At 59.0% G+C, this 17,887-nt stretch carries 13 protein-coding genes and 1 pseudogene; 8 read left to right on the forward strand and 6 right to left on the reverse strand.

The genetic code is table 11. From position 1 onward, the window contains the following. The first annotated feature begins 284 nt into the window (after window positions 1–284). Window positions 285–3,785, forward strand: coding sequence for a DNA polymerase III subunit alpha (gene dnaE, locus N7U68_RS19360; protein ID WP_263047879.1), 3,501 nt, complete (start codon window positions 285–287; stop codon window positions 3,783–3,785). 19 nt (window positions 3,786–3,804) lie between these two features. Here dnaE and N7U68_RS19365 read toward each other — a convergent pair whose 3' ends face one another. After that, window positions 3,805–3,999 carry a SlyX family protein gene (locus N7U68_RS19365; RefSeq protein WP_165192840.1) on the reverse strand — a complete coding sequence of 65 codons (195 nt, stop codon included), beginning with the start codon at window positions 3,997–3,999 and terminating at the stop codon, window positions 3,805–3,807. 146 nt (window positions 4,000–4,145) lie between these two features. Here N7U68_RS19365 and hisS point away from each other — a divergent pair, with 146 nt between their 5' ends. From hisS to hisG, 3 genes are read left to right on the forward strand one after another with little or no spacing between them, the layout of a single operon-like run. Then, a complete protein-coding gene (gene hisS, locus N7U68_RS19370; RefSeq protein WP_263047880.1) occupies window positions 4,146–5,630 on the forward strand; it encodes a histidine--tRNA ligase in 1,485 nt (494 codons plus the stop codon). Continuing rightward, window positions 5,630–6,715 carry an ATP phosphoribosyltransferase regulatory subunit gene (locus N7U68_RS19375; protein ID WP_263047881.1) on the forward strand — a complete coding sequence of 362 codons (1,086 nt, stop codon included), beginning with the start codon at window positions 5,630–5,632 and terminating at the stop codon, window positions 6,713–6,715. The genes hisS and N7U68_RS19375 overlap by 1 nt, the downstream gene beginning before the upstream one ends. Next, complete coding sequence (hisG, locus tag N7U68_RS19380) at window positions 6,712–7,407, forward strand: ATP phosphoribosyltransferase (protein ID WP_165192834.1); 696 nt, start codon at window positions 6,712–6,714, stop codon at window positions 7,405–7,407. The genes N7U68_RS19375 and hisG overlap by 4 nt, the downstream gene beginning before the upstream one ends. 51 nt (window positions 7,408–7,458) lie before the next feature. Here the strand turns inward: hisG and N7U68_RS19385 are convergent, their stop codons facing one another. Both N7U68_RS19385 and N7U68_RS19390 read right to left on the reverse strand, forming a co-directional pair. After that, window positions 7,459–8,049, reverse strand: coding sequence for an outer membrane protein (locus N7U68_RS19385; RefSeq protein ID WP_165192832.1), 591 nt, complete (start codon window positions 8,047–8,049; stop codon window positions 7,459–7,461). 259 nt (window positions 8,050–8,308) lie between these two features. Beyond that, a complete protein-coding gene (locus N7U68_RS19390; RefSeq protein ID WP_263047882.1) occupies window positions 8,309–8,743 on the reverse strand; it encodes a DUF1489 family protein in 435 nt (144 codons plus the stop codon). Window positions 8,744–8,881: 138 nt separating this feature from the next. Between N7U68_RS19390 and N7U68_RS19395 the strand changes: the two genes are divergently transcribed. Together N7U68_RS19395 and istA (N7U68_RS19400) are read left to right on the forward strand one after the other, a co-directional pair. Next, window positions 8,882–11,392 carry an adenosylcobalamin-dependent ribonucleoside-diphosphate reductase gene (locus tag N7U68_RS19395; RefSeq protein WP_263047883.1) on the forward strand — a complete coding sequence of 837 codons (2,511 nt, stop codon included), beginning with the start codon at window positions 8,882–8,884 and terminating at the stop codon, window positions 11,390–11,392. A 754-nt stretch (window positions 11,393–12,146) separates the two neighbouring features. Beyond that, window positions 12,147–12,758 (forward strand): annotated as a pseudogene (istA, locus tag N7U68_RS19400) (IS21 family transposase); the annotation flags it as partial. A gap of 113 nt (window positions 12,759–12,871) precedes the next feature. On the opposite strand, the gene istB reads toward istA (N7U68_RS19400), so the two are convergent. The 3 genes from istB to N7U68_RS19415 all read right to left on the reverse strand — a co-directional run bounded on the left by istB (window position 12,872) and on the right by N7U68_RS19415 (window position 16,497). After that, window positions 12,872–13,600, reverse strand: coding sequence for an IS21-like element helper ATPase IstB (gene istB, locus N7U68_RS19405; RefSeq protein ID WP_263047112.1), 729 nt, complete (start codon window positions 13,598–13,600; stop codon window positions 12,872–12,874). Next, window positions 13,533–15,098, reverse strand: coding sequence for an IS21 family transposase (istA, locus tag N7U68_RS19410; protein WP_263047111.1), 1,566 nt, complete (start codon window positions 15,096–15,098; stop codon window positions 13,533–13,535). The genes istB and istA (N7U68_RS19410) overlap by 68 nt, the downstream gene beginning before the upstream one ends. 613 nt (window positions 15,099–15,711) lie before the next feature. Further along, window positions 15,712–16,497 carry an AraC family transcriptional regulator gene (locus tag N7U68_RS19415; protein ID WP_165193628.1) on the reverse strand — a complete coding sequence of 262 codons (786 nt, stop codon included), beginning with the start codon at window positions 16,495–16,497 and terminating at the stop codon, window positions 15,712–15,714. Between the two features lie 87 nt (window positions 16,498–16,584). On the opposite strand from N7U68_RS19415, the gene N7U68_RS19420 reads away from it, so the two are divergent. Together N7U68_RS19420 and N7U68_RS19425 are read left to right on the forward strand one after the other, a co-directional pair. Further along, window positions 16,585–17,010 carry a cupin domain-containing protein gene (locus N7U68_RS19420; RefSeq protein WP_241188223.1) on the forward strand — a complete coding sequence of 142 codons (426 nt, stop codon included), beginning with the start codon at window positions 16,585–16,587 and terminating at the stop codon, window positions 17,008–17,010. A gap of 50 nt (window positions 17,011–17,060) precedes the next feature. Further along, window positions 17,061–17,783, forward strand: coding sequence for a GNAT family N-acetyltransferase (locus N7U68_RS19425; RefSeq protein WP_263047884.1), 723 nt, complete (start codon window positions 17,061–17,063; stop codon window positions 17,781–17,783). Window positions 17,784–17,887 lie beyond the last annotated feature (104 nt).

Here is a 17,887-nt window from a genome sequence, read left to right on the forward strand (position 1 = left end):
GTGCCCACCTCGATGCGGCATAGAGGTGGGCGGGATTCTAAGTCAAAGGCTACGCGGCAGTGGGACGACTTGGCAAGAGGGCAGAGGTGGCAGGCATTGTTACAGGCAACGTGTTTCCGGTCGTGAAAGGAAATGTTGCAACCCCCTATGTTTATGCGGCTTTTTCTCTTGACGTTCGGTCATCTTATTGGATTTCAGGCAAGTCCTTCTTGCCCGGTGCGAGAATGTTGGATGTGGGCAATCCGACGCTGGCACGCGCGCCAGCACTGCCATAGACTGACAGCATGAACAAAGCACCGCGATTCATCCATCTGAGAGTTCACACCGAATATTCGCTGCTCGAAGGCGCGGTACGGCTAAAGAAGTTGCCGGATATGTGCGTGGATGCCGGGCTGCCCGCAGTGGCGGTGACTGATACCAACAACATGTTCGCAGCGTTGGAGTTCGCCGTAGGGGCACAGGCGGCGGGCATTCAGCCGATCATGGGGTGTCAGGTGGATCTGGCCTATGTCGCTGTCATCCCCGGCGAGCGCGCCAAAGCCCCCGCGCCGATCGTTTTGTTGGCTCAGAACGAGATCGGGTATGAAAACCTGATGAAGCTCAATTCATGTCTTTACCTGCGCGGCGACGGGGAACTGCCCCATGTCACCCCCGAGGAATTGGCACAGCATTCGGATGGGATCATTTGTCTTACGGGCGGATCGGATGGTCCGGTTGGCAGGCTGTTGCAGGCAGGCCAGCGTCCGGCTGCCGAGACGTTGATGGGGCAATTCGCGGCCGCGTTTGCGGATCGGCTCTATGTCGAGTTGCAACGCCATCCGGGCGAGGGAGGTGCGCCGGAAGCGGAACGCCTGACCGAGCGGGGCCATATCGAGATGGCATATGCGATGGGCCTGCCGCTGGTGGCGACCAACGACGTCTATTTCCCCAAGGCCAAGATGTACGAGGCGCATGATGCAATGCTCTGTATTGCGGAAGGCACATATGTAGACCAATCGGCCCCACGCCGTCGCCTGACTGCTCAGCATTACTTCAAAACACCACAGGAGATGGCGGCACTTTTCTCGGATTTGCCTGAGGCACTGGAGAACACCGTCGAAATCGCACAGCGTTGCGCCTTTGGTGCGTATCGGCGCGATCCGATCCTGCCAAAGTTTGCCGATAACGAGGTCGAAGAATTGCGTCGGCAATCCAAAGAGGGACTCGCCGAACGGCTAAAGGTGATCCCTCATGCCACAACCGTGGAAGAGTATGACAAACGGCTCGAATTCGAACTGGGCATCATCGAGAAGATGGGCTTTCCGGGGTATTTTCTTATCGTGGCCGATTTTATCAAATGGGCCAAAGACCGTGATATCCCCGTGGGACCGGGGCGCGGGTCGGGGGCGGGATCGCTGGTCGCCTATGCGCTGACGATTACCGACCTTGATCCGCTGCGCTACAGTTTGCTGTTCGAGAGGTTCCTGAACCCGGAACGAGTCAGCATGCCTGACTTTGACATCGACTTTTGCATGGATCGCCGCGAGGAGGTGATCCACTACGTACAGGAGAAATACGGTCGCGACCGTGTCGGGCAGATCATCACGTTCGGCGCGTTACTGTCCAAGGCCGCAGTACGCGATATCGGGCGGGTGCTGCAAATGCCCTACGGTCAGGTGGACCGTTTGTCCAAGATGATCCCCGTTGAGGGTGTGAAACCTGTCAGTATCGAACAGGCATTGGCGCAGGAGGAGCGTTTGCGCGAAGAGGCGCGCAATGAGGAGGTCGTCGACCGTCTGCTGAAATACGGCATGCAGGTCGAGGGGCTGTTGCGCAATGCGTCCACTCATGCGGCCGGCGTCGTGATCGGTGATCGGCCTCTTGATGCGTTGGTCCCGCTATATCAGGATCCGCGCTCGGAAATGCCGGCAACCCAGTTCAACATGAAATGGGTTGAACAGGCCGGGCTGGTGAAATTCGACTTCCTTGGCCTCAAGACGCTGACTGTCGTGCAGAACGCCGTTGAGCAAATCCTAGCAGGTGGCCGGGCGTTACATATCGCCGCCGATGGAACGCAGTTGTTTGAGCCGCCCGAAGGGGCCGTGAACGACATTGGTGCCATACCGTTGGATGACGAGGCGACCTATCAGCTCTATTCCAAAGCCAAGACAGTTGCAGTGTTTCAGGTGGAAAGCTCTGGAATGATGGACGCGCTGAAGCGCATGAAGCCTAACTGCATTGAGGACATCGTGGCTCTGGTCGCGCTTTACCGCCCCGGCCCGATGGAGAATATTCCAAAATATTGCGAAGTTAAGAACGGGCTGAGCGAGCGCGACGGACTGCATCCGTCTGTCGATCACATTCTGGACGAGACGCAGGGTATCATCGTCTATCAGGAACAGGTGATGCAGATCGCGCAGGAGATGGCCGGATACAGCCTTGGGGGTGCGGACCTGTTGCGCCGCGCGATGGGCAAGAAGATTCAGGCCGCAATGGACGCTGAGCGGCCAAAGTTTCTGAAGGGATCCGCTGAAAACGGGGTGGACAAAGACAAGGCGATGGAGGTCTGGAACCTTCTGGACAAGTTCGCCAACTACGGGTTCAACAAATCCCACGCGGCGGCCTATGCAGTGGTCAGCTACCAGACCGCATGGCTGAAAACCAACCACCCGGTCGAGTTCATGGCGGGGGTGATGAACTGCGATATTCACCTGACCGACAAGCTGGCGGTGTATTTCGAAGAGGTAAAGAAGGGGCTGGACCTACCTTACAAGGCCCCTTGCGTGAATCGCTCAGATGCGACGTTCATGGTAAAGGATGGTACGCTGCATTATGCGCTGGGCGCGCTCAAGAACGTTGGTGTCGAGGCGATGCGCCTGATCGTTAGCGGGCGCGAAGAACGCGACTTTGCGACGCTTTATGATTTTGCCCGGCGGGTGGATCTGAAACGAATTGGCAAACGTCCGCTGGAGATGCTGGCCCGTGCGGGCGCATTCGATGCGCTGGATCGCAATCGCCGCAGGGTATTCGAGGCGGTCGAATCTCTGATGAGCTACTCGGGTGCGATCTTTGACCAGAAATACTCTAATCAGGTCTCTCTCTTTGGCGAGGCAGGTGATGATCTGCCAGAGCCACGCCTGAGCCCGGTGGAAGATTGGCTGCCTGCCGAACGATTGACCGAAGAGTTCAAGGCGGTGGGCTTCTACCTGTCGGGGCATCCGCTTGATGACTACATGGCGGCGTTGAAACGCAAAGACGTCAAGACGCTTGATGACGTGATGGAGCAAGCCTCTCGCGCGCCTTGCGTCGTCAAGATGGCCGGTGTGGTGGCCGGACGCCAAGAGCGCAAGTCGGCGCGCGGCAACCGGTTCGCCTTTGTCCAGTTGAGTGACACGACGGGCGGGTATGAAGTCACGATGTTCTCTGAAACACTGGAAAAATCGCGCGAACATCTGGAAACCGGCACACATGTTGTGGTGACGGTCGAGGCCACGATGGAAGCCGAGCAGCTTAAGCTGCTGGCGCGCAGTGTGGCGCCGATAGACGGTGTGGTGGCCGACGCAGGCAGCACCGGGTTGCGCATTTTTGTCGATGCACCTGATGCGATTCAATCGGTCGCAAGCGTGTTGGAAAACACGCGTGACGTGGCCAAGGCGGTCCGCCCCGGTCCGATCCGGTTTTGCTTACTGTCACCGGGCCTGCCGGGCGAGGTCGAAGTCGATGCCGGTGCCAAATATCCGGTGAACCCACAGATCAAGGGTGCGATCAAAAGCCTGCCCGGTGTGATGGATGTTCAGGAAATCTGAGCGTCAAATTTGAGTGGCATCAGTAATGTGGCGGCCGTTCGTCACCCACAACAACAGCGACGCCTGCATTGGCCTCGCGTTCGCCTTCGCGACGCATCAACATCTCGACCCGGCGCGTCAGTATGTCGATCTCACGCTCTTGCCGCGCGACCACGTCTGATAGGTCATCGACGGCGCGCATCAGGTGGGCCATTTTTTCTTCGAGTGCATCCATGTGCGTGGGTCTATGCGACGAGTGCTGTCCGGGTCAACGGATGGATGAGTATTTGAAGAACATTGAAAGGGTGTGGGCGCGCCTTGCCCAGCGGCCAGCCATCCGGTAGACCGCGCGCAGGTTCAGCACCCCGGAAGGCCCAGCCCATGTCTAAGCCCAAGAAAACACCCCGTCCCAAGGCCGAAACGCCCAAGGGATTCCGCGACTATTTCGGCTCCGAGGTGAGCGAACGCAAGGCGATGCTGGACGCCATCGCGGCCGTTTACCATCGCTACGGGTTTGACGCGCTGGAGACGAGTGCAGTCGAGACGGTCGAGGCACTGGGCAAGTTCCTGCCCGATGTAGACCGGCCTAACGAAGGTGTCTTTGGCTGGCAGGAAGCGGATGATGAAGGCAAGGGCGACTGGCTGGCATTGCGCTATGATCTGACGGCGCCGTTGGCGCGGGTCTATGCGCAGCACCGCAACGATCTGCCCACGCCCTACCGGCGCTATGCGATGGGACCGGTCTGGCGCAACGAGAAGCCCGGCCCGGGGCGGTTTCGCCAGTTTTATCAATGCGATGCGGATACGGTTGGTTCTGGCAGCGTGGCGGCAGATGCCGAAATTTGCGCGATGCTGGCCGACACGCTGGAAGAGGTGGGCATTCCGCGCGGCGATTACATCGTGCGGGTGAACAACCGCAAGGTACTGAACGGGGTTTTGGAGACGATGGGCTTGCACGACGCGGGCCAGCGCGACGCGGTGCTGCGCACGATTGACAAGTTCGACAAGGTCGGTGCAGCAGGTGTGCGCGAATTGCTGACCACCGGGCGCAAGGACGCCTCGGGCGCGTTCATCGACGGCGTCGGGCTAAGTGATGTGCAGGCAGAGCCGGTTCTGGCTTTCTTGACCTCAAAGGCGGCAGGCGTGACGCAGACGCTAGAGAATTTACGCGCTGCCGTTGGTGATAGTGAGGCGGGCGCGCAGGGGGTGGACGAACTGCAAGATATTGCTGCACTGCTCGGCGCGCAAGGGTATGGCCCCGACCGGATCGACATCGACCCCTCAGTCGTGCGTGGTCTTGGCTACTATACCGGCCCCGTGTTCGAGGCGGAACTCACCTTCGAAATTCTCGACGAGAAAGGCCGCAAGCGCCAGTTCGGCAGCGTCGCGGGGGGCGGACGCTATGATGATTTGGTCAAGCGTTTCACCGGGCAGGCGGTGCCTGCCACAGGTGTCAGCATCGGGGTTGACCGGTTGCTGGCGGCACTGCGCGAAAAAGGGCGGATGAACAGCACAACATCCGGGCCGGTTGTCGTCACCGTGATGGATAAGAGCCGCATGGCGGATTATCAGGCGATGGTGGCCGAGTTGCGGCAGGCGGGTATTCGGGCAGAGGTTTATCTGGGCAATCCAAAGAACTTCGGTAACCAGCTGAAATACGCAGATCGGCGCGGCAGCCCGATCGCTGTGATCGAGGGTGGAGATGAACACGCTGCAGGCGTGGTGCAGATCAAGGACCTGATCCTAGGGGCGAAAATCGCCGAGAGCGCGACGCTAGAGCAATGGAAGGAGCGGCCCAGCCAGTTCGAAGTGCCGCGTGTCGATCTGGTCACCAAGGTGCGCGAGATACTGGAAAGCCAAGCCTGATGCCGCAAAAATCCGCGATCATATCTGAGGCCGTCCGGCTGCGCGCGCTGTTTGAACAGGCGGGCGCTGTGCCGGTGGAAACGGACATATTGCAACCCGCCGGGATCCTGCTTGATCTATATGGCGAGGACATTCGCGCGCGTGCCTACACGACCCATGACCCGCTGCGCGGCGAGCAGATGCTGCGACCCGATTTCACAGTCCCCGTCGTTCAGATGCATATGGAACACGGCGCGGAACCGGCACGCTATACCTATGCCGGCGAGGTGTTTCGCCGCCAAGAGGACGATGCGGAGCGGGCCAGCGAGTATTTGCAGGTCGGTTACGAGGTTTTTGCGCGGAATAATCCGGCGCAATCCGACGCCGAGGTTTTTGCGTTGTTTCACCGAATGCTGGCCCCGCTGGGACTGCGGGCGGCGACGGGTGATATCGGAATTCTGATGGCCGCGGTCGAAGGATTGCGCACGACAGAACGGCGCAAGGCGGCGTTGATGCGGCATATATGGCGGCCGCGTCGGTTTCGCGCGCTGATCGACCGATTCTCAGGTCGTGCCCCGGTACCCGAAAGCCGGGCGGCGTTACTGGCTATGAGCGATCCGATGGCTGAGGCCGGGCCACTGATCGGCTTGCGTGGGGTCAGAGAGATCGCAGCACGGATTGACGCCTTGCGCGAGGACGCATCGGCCGCGCCGCTGTCAGAGACGGAAGTGGCGCTGATCGACGCGATCCTTGCCGTGCGCGAAACCAGCCCTTTCGCGCTGGAGCGGTTGCGCGATATTTCGGTCGACCTGCCTGCGATTGGGCCAGCCGTTGATCTATTAGCTGCGAGGTTGGACGCGCTGGACGGGCAGGGGATCGACGTGGGTGCACTGCAATTCGAGGCGTCTTATGGGCGCACGCAGATGGAGTACTATGATGGCTTCGTCTTCGGCTTTACCGCCGAGCTACGACCCGATCTACCACCCGTGGCGACCGGGGGACGCTATGATGCATTGACCCGGCGGCTGGGAAATGGTGGCGAGATACCTGCCGTGGGGGGCGTGATCCGCCCCGGACTGGTCTTGGCGCTGGGAGAGGCACAATGAGTGTAAAGCTGGGCGTGCCATCCAAGGGACGGTTGATGGAGAAGACGTTTGACTGGTTCGGCGCGCGTGGGATCACGCTGGGCCGCGCCGGGTCGGAACGTGAATATGCCGGGCAGGTGGACGGGATTGACGGTGTCGAACTGATCCTGCTGTCAGCCGGGGAAATCCCGCGCGAACTGGCGGCGGGTCGTATCCATCTGGGTGTCACCGGCACGGATTTGGTTCAGGAAAAGCTGAGCGGCTGGAATTCCTGCGTCGAGGTGATGGCCGAGATGGGGTTCGGCCAAGCCGATCTGGTGCTGGCGGTACCGAGTGCTTGGGTCGATGTGGGGACGCTGGACGATCTGGATGCGGCTGCGGCGGCGTTCAGGCAGGTGCATGGATTTCGTTTGCGGATCGCGACCAAGTACCATCGATTGGTTCGCGAATTCCTGCGGGACAATGGCGTGGCGGATTATGCTCTGATTGATAGTCAAGGCGCGACAGAAGGCACGGTCAAGAATGAGACCGCAGAGGCAATCGCCGACATCACGTCTACCGGGGATACGCTGCGGGCAAATCATCTGAAGATGCTGGATGATGGATTGATCCTTCGCAGTCAGGCGACGCTATTCCGGGCGCGTCGGGCTGAATTGTCGAATGCGGATCGCTCGGTTCTGGCGCAGCTGCTACGCCAGCTAGAAGTAGATTGATGTCCGGCAGTTAACGACCAGACCCCGAGAGGTCTGGTCGATATCGACTGCTTAGAACCGGAACGTTGCACGCACCTGATAGGTTGTCGCGTCTACGTCGTTGGCTGTCGCTCCGACATTGTCAAACTCGTGGTGCAGCACTTCGCCACCGACCGAGATGTTCTCGGTCATCATATGCTCGTAGCCCGCACCGTAGAATTTGCCACCCTCATCGCCGAAACCGCTGGTGTCGACATGGGCGTAACCCCCGGACAGATAGAGCAGGCCATCGCCAATCTTGACACCGCTGCGCATTTTCAGACGCCAGATGCTATCGAGACTGTTGGTGGGGCTGAGGCCGACATCTGCGAAGTCATAGTCAGCGCCGACGCCAACCACGTATTTTCCCAAATCCCAGTCATAACCGGCAGTCAGACCGCCAATCATATCGTCACCGTCGACATTGGCCACGTTAGTGTCGACGTCGGCATAGCCGAGCTGTGCACCAGCGTAGAATCCGGTCCAGTCCGGACCAACGGCCACAACCGGCGCTGCGGGAGTTATTGCGGGTTCAACCACCACTGGTTCGGGCGAACCAGCGAAGGCGGGTAGTGCCACCGAGGTAGATAGGGCGGCTACGATCAGGGTTGCTTTGCGAAACATTGAATTGTCCTCTTTGGTTAGTTCAGCCATCGTGCTGGCGTCCCGTCGAATATGAGAGCCATTGGGGGTTAAACAAGGCGAGGACGGCGCGTGTTCCATCACCGATGCGTGATCTTGCCGAGCGTCTTGGCGGACAGTTGCCGATCAGACGGATCGCTATCACATGAATTTTGGAAAATTCTTTATATACAATGATTTGGTTGGCGTACTTTGTTCGAATGATGCCTTCGGCAAAACTCCGCTCAGAGCGAGATATCGCCTAGATCACACCGATATCCGCTAGCGCAGCCGATAACGCTGCGGGCAGCGCGTCCTCGTCCTGCCGCGTACGTGCCAAATCCGGAGGCGCTTCTGCTCCGGGCAGGTAGCGCCAGCCCTGAAATGGGCGTTTTTGCACCGTCGCCGTGCGAATGATTTCGGGTGCCAGCACGATCCCGCACCGCCGGATGCCGTCTTCGCGAACGACTTCGTCGAGCCGGACAATCACCTGACGACACTGCACCAGCCCCTGAATCACCCAGTAGATCGAGCCACCCTGTAGCAGCTCAACCTCACGGCGGGGCCACATCCGAGTCACATGTCGCGGCGCCCCATCCGCACCATGGGCGCGCGGGTTTTTCTGCCAGGCGATCAGGCTTTCGACACTTTCGGTGCCGACGCTGAGCTTGATAAGGTTGAGTGGCGCGGCAGTCATGAAACCAAGGGTATGGGATTCGGTGTCGAGTTCAATAGAGCATGTGCGCACAGGTGTAATCCCCGCATGTTCGGTTGACCTGTATGGCGTGCGCGGATACGGTGGTTTCCTGCCGCTGCAACCCCCGGATATTGTGCCATGACCCGTTTTTCTGCCCCGATTGCCGAGCAAATCTGGAATATGAAGTACCGCTTCAAGACGCCGGATGGAACGGCGATCGATGCGTCCGTCGAGGACAGTTGGAGGCGCATCGCGCGCGCACTGGCCGAGGGCGAGCAGACCCCAGACAACTGGGAGGACAAATTTTACGCCGCGCTGGAAGATTTCAAATTCCTGCCGGCGGGTCGGATCACGGCCGGGGCGGGCACGGCGCGCCGGGTGACGTTGTTTAACTGCTTTGTCATGGGGACGGTCCCGGACGATATGGGCGGGATTTTCGACAATCTGCGCGAGGCAGCACTGACCATGCAGCAGGGCGGGGGGATCGGCTATGATTTCAGCACGATCCGCCCACGCGGCGCAGACGTCAAAGGTGTGGGTGCAGATGCCAGTGGGCCGCTCAGCTTCATGGATGTTTGGGACGCGATGTGCCGCACGATCATGAGCGCGGGCAGTCGCAGAGGCGCGATGATGGCGACGATGCGCTGCGATCATCCCGATATCGAGGATTTCATCGCCGCCAAGGCCGACGCGGCACGCCTGCGCATGTTCAACCTCAGCGTTCTGGTCACGGATGATTTCATGCGCGCGGTCGACGCGGATGGCGCGTGGGATCTGGTCTTTGATGATAAGATATATCGCACCGTGCAGGCGCGTGATCTGTGGAATCGTATCATGCAGGCGACCTATGATTTTGCCGAGCCCGGGGTGATTTTCATCGACCGGATCAATCAGGCCAATAACCTGAGCTATTGCGAGGATATCGCGGCGACCAATCCCTGCGGCGAGCAACCTTTGCCGCCTTATGGCGCGTGCCTGCTGGGGTCGATCAATCTGGCGCGGCTGGTGTGTGACCCGTTCGAGGCGGACGCGGCGCTGGACGAGACGGCGTTGGCAGAGTTGGTGGCGACCGCGGTGCGGATGATGGACAACGTGGTGGATGTGTCGAAATTCCCGCTGGAGGCACAAGCCCGCGAGGCGCAGGCCAAGCGGCGGATCGGTCTGGGCGTGACAGGGCTGGCCGACGCGTTGCTGATGCTGGGGCTGCGCTATGGCAGTGACGCGGCGGCGGCGCAAACCGGCGATTGGCTGCATGCGATCGCGCGCGCGGCCTATCTGGCCTCGGTCGATCTGGCCAAGGAGAAGGGCGCCTTTCCGCTCTTTGATGCGGAGGCGTATCTGGCCACCGGTAACATGATGGGGATGGATGCCGATGTGCGCGACGCGATTGCCCAGCACGGCATTCGCAACGCACTTCTGACCTCGATCGCGCCAACCGGGACCATCAGCCTCTATGCTGGCAATGTCAGTAGCGGGATCGAGCCGGTGTTTGCCTATTCCTACACGCGCAAGGTGCTGCAAAAGGATGGCAGCCGCACCGAAGAAGAAGTGGTGGATTACGCTGTGGCGCTCTGGCGGGAAAAGTTCGGCGATGCACCGCTACCCGATCATTTCGTCAATGCCCAGACGCTGGCCCCCGCTGATCACGTCAAGATGCAGGCCGCCGCGCAACGCTGGGTGGACAGCAGCATTTCCAAGACGATCAACTGCCCCGTGGACATCAGCTTTGAGGCGTTCAAGAGCGTCTATATGCAGGCGTGGGAGCAGGGCTGCAAAGGCTGCACGACGTACCGGCCGAATGACGTGACGGGGTCGGTGTTGAGTGTTGCCGATGAAAAAGTTAGCTTACCATCGTTGGAGACCACTGCGGAACGAGTGAAGTGGTCACAAGAAAAAGCAGGATTTACGACGCAGCTAGAGGCGGCTTCCGCGCTAGGTGTCCAAAGAAGCCGGTACTCCCATTGGGTTCAGAAAAATGATGCACTGTCTAAAGAGGGTGCAGCGCTCGTAGCCAAGACATTTGGAGTGCCAGCAGGTTGGTTGCTTTATGGAAATCGAGATGATGCGCCCGAAATTATCGCTAACTCCGATGCCGAACCCCAAACGCCCCACGGCGACGTTATCTACATGTCCGAGCCGCTGGACCGCCCGAACGAGTTGGAAGGCGCGACCTACAAGCTGAAATGGCCCGATAGCAACCATGCGATCTACATCACCGTGAACGACATCGTCATGAGCGGCCACCGCCGCCCCTTCGAGGTGTTCATCAACTCCAAGAACATGGAACATTTCGCATGGACTGTGGCGCTGACGCGGATGATCTCGGCCGTATTCCGGCGCGGAGGCGACGTCAGTTTTGTGGTCGAAGAACTGAAAGCGGTCTTTGACCCGCGCGGAGGCGCGTGGATGCAGGGCAAATACGTCCCGTCCATCTTAGCCGCCATCGGGGGCATTCTGGAACAGCACATGATCCGCACCGGCTTTTTGGCGGGCGAAGGTCTGGGTTTGAAATCCGACCCGCAGGCCGAGGTAGTCAATCTCGGCTCAAATCGCGGCCCGGCATGCCCCAGCTGCGGACAATACGACATGCGCATGATCGAGGGCTGCATGACCTGCGCCAGTTGTGGTCATAGCAAATGTAGTGGTTAAAAGGCTTAGTCCAGTTGCTGTGCAGTCCGTAAAGCAATGAATGCATTCACGAGGGGTAATCCGCGAGATTGCACCCTCGTGAAGTGCCTATAATCGACCTCAGACATTTTCGGAGAATTCTATCCGACGATGTTTTCACGGCCTGTAAGGCCGAACACCCATTTTGTCCGCACCGGGAACTGAAAGTTATCGCCTTTGAACGCGCGGGTAGCAGGCCCGATGCGGTGTAGCCCTCATACAGCGCAACCGTATCGGGCCTGCGGTCCTTCAGGCGATAGGCTTCGTTCCAGGTTAAGGTGGACAAAAAATGACCAACGCAGTCGTGTGATGGTTTGCTGCTCGATTGGCGTGCTTATTCACTTCGTTCCGGAGAACGGACGGCTGAGCCGTGTGCACGGAGGATTATAAGAAAAGCTTAAAGCTCGAGCGGCATGTTTCGCTACGATCCTGATATTTAATGAGAAAATGCGGTTAGGAGCGCAGATTAGATCTGCACCCCATCAAGGAATTTGAGTAATGTGGCATCCTTGCAACACTTGAATGTTCTGTCTAACTTACTAATTTTGCGACATTTTTTATAGGCTTCCATTCTTTTGGATCTGCACCCCATCGGAAATCGAGATGCATATCTGATTTTCCGTTGTTGATTGTCACTGAGAACTGACCCGGTAGCCCCATAAATTGTCACTGAGAACTGACCCATGTGAACACACTTCCCCGACGGTTTTGGTTGGGGGGATTTGGAGTGATCGACATGGGATTTTTGAGTGTCATTCGACGCTGGGCATTGCGTGACAAAATGCCAATCAGGGAGATTGCCCGGCGGACGGGTTTGTCTCGGAACACGATCAAGAAGTATCTGCGTGAAGGTGCGGTGGAGCCGAGGTTCAAGACGCCCAAGCGTCCAAGCAAGCTGGACCCCTACGCGGATCGGCTGTCAGCCTGGCTTTTAATCCAGACGCGGAAGTCACGCAAAGAGCGGCGGACAGTGAAGCAAATGCATGCTGATCTGGTGAAGCTGGGATATAATGGTTCCTATGAACGCGTGGCAGCTTTCGCCCGGGCATGGCGTGAAGATCGGCATCGAGCGGAACAGACGACGGGGCGCGGCACCTATGTGCCTTTGGTGTTCGCGCCCGGCGAAGCCTTCCAATTCGATTGGAGCGAGGACAGGGCCAACATCGGTGGTGAGCGCGTCAAACTTCAGGTCGCGCATATCAAACTGTCACACAGCCGGGCTTTCTTGGTGCGGGCCTACCCGCTGCAAACGCACGAGATGCTGTTTGACGCCCACTGGCATGCATTCCGCGTCTTCGGCGGCGTGCCTGGTCGCGGGATCTATGACAATATGTCAATCGGCATTGAAGTTTGACCCCCTATCGGCGTCCAATATTGACCCCCTTGGTGGTGAGCAGGCCCGGCGCTGCGTAGCCCTCACATAGCGCAGCGGCGGCGGGCCTGCGGGGTTTCGGGTTGGCGCTATGCGCGGTTCTTGAAGCGCCAGCTTTCGTTGCCGGTCTCGACGATCTCGCAGTGGTGGGTGAGCCGGTCGAGCAGGGCCGTTGTCATCTTGGCATCCCCGAAGACGCTGGGCCACTCTCCGAAGGCCAGGTTGGTGGTGACGATGATCGAGGTGCGCTCGTAGAGTTTGCTGATCAGATGGAACAGCAATTGGCCGCCGGTCTGGGCGAAGGGCAGATAGCCCAACTCATCCAGGATCAGGAAGTCGAGCCGGGAGATCAGGTCTGCGGTGCGTCCTTGCCGTTCTGCGCGGGCTTCAGCGTCCAGTTTGTTGACCAGATCGACCACATTGAAGAACCGTCCCCGTCGTCCGGCCCGGATGCACGTCCTGGCGATACTGACGGCAAGATGGGTCTTGCCGGTACCGGTTCCGCCGATCAGCACGAGGTTGCGTTGATGATCCAGGAAGTCGCCCGTGGCCAAGTCCCGGATCAGGGTCTCGTTAACCTCGGCGGCCTCGAAGTCGAACTCCTCCAGTTCCTTGGCGAGCGGCAGCTTGGCAATGGTCATCTGGTATTTGACCGACCGGGCTTGCTTTTCCCTGATCTCGGCTGTCAGCAAATCCCCGATGATCTTCTGAGGCTCGTGCTGGCGTTTGACGGCGGTGGTCAGGACCTCGTCATAGGCAGCCCTCATTCCGTAGAGCCGCAGCTTCCCCATCGCATCGATTACGTCGGATCGTTCCATCTGTTTGTCTCCTCAGGCTGTCATATCGGTTGCAGTCGGCAATGGGCTCACAGGCCAGCTTCAGCGCATCCGGTGTGGTGATGGTCAGGGGCGGTGGCGGCTCGCGGTGCCGGGCCAGGATGTTCAGCACGACACCCGCGGAATGGACGTTGTGCGACAGAGCCTCGGCGCAGGCGGCATCAACAGCATCCAGACCATCGGTCAGCACGGCGGCGAGGATATCGACCATCTGCCGGTCGCCGCCCGGCTGGCGTTCCAGTTTGCGCCACACGCGACGGATCGGGAGCGGCAAGTCCCATTCCTTGAAGGGCGCGCCGTTGCGAAGGGCGCCGGGTTTGCGGGCTAGGACGGGGATGTAATGCAGGGGGTCGAAGATGGTTTTGTCCCGCCCGAAAGCCCGCTCATGCTGGCCAACGATTTGCCCATCCTGCCAGCATTCCAGCCGGGCGGCATAGGCCCTGATCTCCACCGGCCGCCCCACGGCACGAGCATCGACCGAGTATCGGTTCTTGTCGAACCGCACGAGGCAAGTCTTGGACACCGAGGCCGGAACCGCGTGGAATCCATCGAACGGGCCGACGTATGGCACCAGGCTCGGACGCTCTTCTTCGAACACCTCCCAGATGGTCTTGTCCCGCAGCTCCGGATGTTTGTTCGCCTTGGCATAGGCCAGGCATCGGTCTTCCAGCCAGGCGTTCAGCTCGGCATAGGATTTGAACTTCGGGCGCGGCACGAAGAAGCGCCGCCGGATCACGCCCACCTGGTTCTCGACCTGCCCCTTCTCCCAGCCCGAAGCTGGCGTGCAGGCAACAGGGTCGACCAGGTAATGGCCGCACATCTGCTGGAACCGCCGGTTATAGGCGCGATCCTTGCCGACGAAGATCGCATCGACCGCCGTCTTCATGTTGTCGTATATCCCCCGGGCGCAAGCTCCGCCGAAGAACGCGAACGCCTTGTCGTGGGCGTCGAATACCATCTCTTGCGTCTCGCGCGGATAGGCCTGCACAAACGGCATCCGGCTGTGGCCCAGGCGCACATGCGCAACCTTCACCGTCGTGGTGACGCCATCGATCAGGACAACCTCGTGGCTCCAGTCGAACTGATAGGCTTCGCCCGGATCGAAGCTCAGCGGCACATAGGCAGCGGCGGAAGCTTCCCGGGTCGCCTTCGACCAACTGGCCGCATAGCGCCGCACCGCATCATAGCTGCCGTCATAGCCCCGGTTGCGCAGCTCTTCGTAAATCCGAACCAGTGTCAGCCGCTGGCGTTTGGGTTGCCGGTCATTCTCGGCCAGCATCTCATCCAGATCGGACCGCCACGGGTCGATCTTGGGGCGGGGTTGGCTGGTTCGATCATAGCTGAACTCCGTCGCGCCTGACCGCACCACCTTGCGCACCGTGTTCCGTGATACCCGCAGCTCCCGGCAGATCTGCTTGATCGGTTTCCTCTGAATGAAATACGCCCGTCTGATCTTCGCAATCGTCTCCACAACCAACATCCCCAACTCGCTCCCTCAAATCCGTCGAGGAAGCTTCTGAACAGAAATATCAGGGGGGTCACTTTTGGACGCCGATTACCCCAATACGGGGGTCAATTTTGCATGCCGGTTCACATGCGGGTCATGCGTTGGGGGTTCTGAGAGGCTGAAAAAGCTTCTTTCGAAGTGGGACTGCATGTGTGCCCGCCTCGGCCTGATCTTTCATCTCGACGACATTGCGTCGATCAGCCTATGCCGCAACCGCGAAAACCTCCGACGCCAACGCAGTCAGTATGGGCTTAGAGTTGCCGTTCGCAACGTCCGCAATCGGGGCGGCATCGAAGGTGCCGTCCAACGACAGCTTTGCGGGACAAAGGGTGAATTCGCTGTGAAGTCACCAATGACGGCTTTCAAGAAATTGCCAAATCTCTTCCGCCTAAAGCTGTCAATATCGGTGAAAAACTCGACCATGTGACTTTGCAGCTCATTTTACGAGAAATCTGTCCTGCTGGATTGTTAGATATGGCGGTTTTCCAGATAAGAAGGCTCGGTAGCAGAACGCTCGTTCACCTCCTGCGGCGAGATCAAAGTTCTATGGAGTTTTTCACCGATATCTTTCGTTCCAGGTAGAAAATCAAAGACCGTTATTCAATCCGCCACCGCCCATCGCCTTTACCTGTCCTGGCGTGATCCCGAAGATCTTGCGGAATGCCGCACCGAAAGCGGGTTGGCTTTGAAAACCTGCGAGGTTCGCGGCGGCCGTGAGACTTTCACCGACCGACAAGGCACACATTGCCGCCGTCATTCTGGCATGCTGCCGCCATTGTCGGAACGTCAGACCGGTGTCTTTACGGAACAGCCTCGCGAGGGTCCGCTCCGAGGCACCTGCAATGTCAGCCCACTCTCCGAGCGATCGCTGGCTGCTTGGCATCTGACGGATAGCATCAATCACCCGGCGCAGCCGGACGTCCGAGGGCAGCGGCAAACTCAGCGCCAGCACATCGGATCGGTCGATCTCGTCCAGCGCCAGTGAGGTTATGTAGTGGCCCCGCCCCTTGAGATCCCAGTCCAGCGGTTCCAGACAGGCAGCAACGATCAGTTCCCGCAAGAGCGGCGTGACCGAGATCACTTTGCAAGTGTTTTGCATCCGGGTCGCAACCCCGTCGCGCATGAACAGGCACCGCATCGCCACCGGACCATCCATGTATATCGAGTGGACCATGTCTGAGGGCATGAAAAGCGCCGTGCTCGGCGGAATCGTATAGCTTGCCTCCTGCGTCTCTACCTGCATCACGCCCGAAACCGCATAGATCACCTGCGCCTTGGGATGTGCGTGTGCTTCCGCCAGCAGGCCGGCGGGATAATCCTTGGCATAGCCGACAACAGGCCGCGCCGCCGTCTCAACCGGGGCGATCTCCATTTGTCTGGTTGGAGACAAAAATTGTCCGAGTGTCCTCATACGGCCATGTTACAGTGATCGGTGAAACAATCAACGGAGATCAGTCAAATGGCACCCGAGACATCCAAGCCTTCCGGCATCTTTGGCCGCGAGATCATTCACCTGACTCAGGCCGATCTGCAGGACGGCCCCAACACGCCGGGCCAGAACCGTCAGACAGCCTATTCCGAGGACGGTCTTTGGATTGGTCAGTGCGAAGTCACGGCACGGGACCAGCCCAGCCAGTGGCACCACCACAAGGACTACGACAGCATCATGTATATGATCGAAGGTCGTATCCGCGTGGACTGGGGCGAATATGGTGAGAAAAGTTTCGAGATGGGACCGGGCGACTACGGCTTTTTCGGGCGCAAAGTGATCCACCATGCGCAGATCATCGACGCCCCCGACAACTGCCGCTACGTCTTTGTCCGGATTGGCTCGGGTGAGTCCGTGGTCAACGTTGATGGGCCGGGGTTCGCGCCCGAAGACTGATGCGATGGCCTGCGCTTAACCAAAAACTGAACTTGCTTCTGGATTCTGATATGAACCAACAAACCACCCGCCGTCTGAATGATCTGCAACAGCCCATCGGTGACGAGGTCGCCAACTGGACCGGTGCGCAGCCTATCGCCGACCTGTCAATGGCAGGGACTTACGCGAAGCTCGAACCGTTATCGAAATCGACCCATCTGGAGGATCTGTTCGAGGCCATCTCGGTAGACACAACGGGCAGAATCTGGACCTACATGCCAGTCGGTCCTTTTGCCGACAAACAGCAGTTCGCGGAATGGATGGAATGGGCCTGCGCGAGTAAAGACCCGTTGTTCGCAGCCATTCTGGATAACCGCACCGGCAAGGCTGTCGGGTTTGCAAGCTATCTGCGGATCGCACCCGAACCGGGTGTGATCGAAGTTGGCTACATTGCGTTTTCACCGCTGCTCCAAAGGACCCCAATTGCGACTGAAGCGATGTATCTGATGATGAAGCACGTTTTCGAGGATCTCGGCTATCGCCGATATGAATGGAAGCTGGACGATCTTAATGCGCCGTCACACAAGGCCGCCAAACGGCTCGGCTTTACCTATGACGGGTTGTTTCGTCAGGCGCTCGTCTACAAAGGTCGAAACAGGGATACGGCGTGGTATTCGATCCTTGATACCGACTGGCCACGTCTCAAGATCGGGTTCGAGAAGTGGCTTTCATCCGAGAACATGGCTGGCGAAGGGCAGCAACAGCAGCGCTTGGCCGACCTGATGCCTGCCTGAGTGCCAGCTACACTCGCTTTTGGAACAGGCACCAGCTGCCCAGATTGAGCGCTCCACAAACCCCTTTCAAAACCAAAGCAGTTGTTGAAGATTTTTGCACCGCA

Origin of the sequence: Roseovarius pelagicus, assembly GCF_025639885.1 — a bacterium.
Lineage (GTDB): Bacteria > Pseudomonadota > Alphaproteobacteria > Rhodobacterales > Rhodobacteraceae > Roseovarius > Roseovarius pelagicus.